Source organism: Facilibium subflavum, assembly GCF_003574485.1.
In the GTDB taxonomy this organism is placed as follows: Bacteria; Pseudomonadota; Gammaproteobacteria; order Francisellales; family Francisellaceae; genus Facilibium; species Facilibium subflavum.
The window spans coordinates 1-1,288 of record NZ_QLIT01000095.1 but is presented as its reverse complement, the minus strand read 5'-3'; the positions used below and the strand labels follow the sequence as shown (position 1 = coordinate 1,288).

Here is a 1,288-nt window from a genome sequence, read left to right as displayed (position 1 = left end):
CAGGGTAAACGCATCTAAATTCTAGTATTTATCTGGCCTAATGCTGGAATATAGTGCATCTTATTAGTTATAGCAAACTAAGTATCAATTTAAATTATTATGGATAGTGTTTTCGTTGAATGTTTTAAGGAATTAAAAGACCCTCGTGTTGATAGGACAAAGAAGCATTTGCTACTGGATATTATTGCGATTGCTATTTGTGCAGTAATTTGTGGTGCAGAAGGCTGGGAAGAAATTGAAGACTTTGGAAAAGCACGTCAAGATTGGTTTTCTAATTTTCTAGAGCTGCCTAATGGAATTCCCTCGCACGATACATTTTCTCGTGTTTTTGGTGTGTTAAAGCCATTGAAATTTCAAGAGTCCTGCATGAAATGGTTTAGAAAGGTACAAGCGCTATTACCTGAAACGGTTATTGCAATCGATGGTAAAACACTCAGAGGTTCTGCACGTAAAAACAAGGAACTGAAAGGGCTTCACATAGTAAATGCATGGTCTTGTGCGAATGGCATTGCACTGGGACAAGTAAAGGTTGATGATAAAAGTAATGAGATCACGGCTGTGCCTGAGATTTTAAAACAGCTTGAAATTAAAGGGGCAATTGTCACCCTGGATGCAATGGGCTGTCAGAAGGAGAATGTCAAGGCTATTGTAGAAGCAGAGGGTGATTACATTATTTCACTTAAGGGCAACCAGGGGAATTTACACGACCTGGTTAAGGATAGCTTTGAGCTTAAAGATAAGGGGTTGAATGCACTTGATGTCACAACAGCATCTGATGAGATCAATGCAGATCATGGCCGTATAGAAAGTAGAGAAATTGAAGTTATAGATACTAAAGAACTCAAGGGCTTGATTGACCCTGAATGGCAGAAATTAAACAGTTTTATCCGTATAATTTCGCAACGTATAGAAGCAAATAAAACAACCCGTGAAGAGCGCTTTTATATTAGCTCCTTGCCACATACAGAGCCAACTAAAACCTTAAAAGCAATACGCTCACACTGGCAGGTGGAGAATAACCTTCACTGGTCATTAGATGTTACTTTTAGAGAGGATCAAAGCCGAATTCGTCAAGAAAATGCGGCCATCAATTATTCTTGGATGAGAAAGTTTGCTCTAGGGCTTCTAAAAAAAGATACCTCTGTAAAGATGAGTATTCGCCGAAAACAGCGAAAGGCCCTGGTTGATCCAAGCTATCTAACTACCGTAGTTAAAGAAAATTAGATGCGTTTACCCTGACTATTGGTACAGTGCAGAGTTTTTCATAGCTTAAGAGATGGAAAGTGGG

General features: G+C 39.1%; 1 protein-coding gene. It reads left to right on the top strand.

Going from position 1 to position 1,288, the window contains the following annotated elements:
- Positions 1 to 99: 99 nt before the first annotated feature.
- The gene (locus tag DNK84_RS06455; RefSeq protein WP_119343731.1) at positions 100 to 1,224 is read left to right on the top strand and encodes an ISAs1 family transposase; all 1,125 of its coding nucleotides are present in this window, start codon (positions 100 to 102) and stop codon (positions 1,222 to 1,224) included.
- Positions 1,225 to 1,288: the final 64 nt, after the last annotated feature.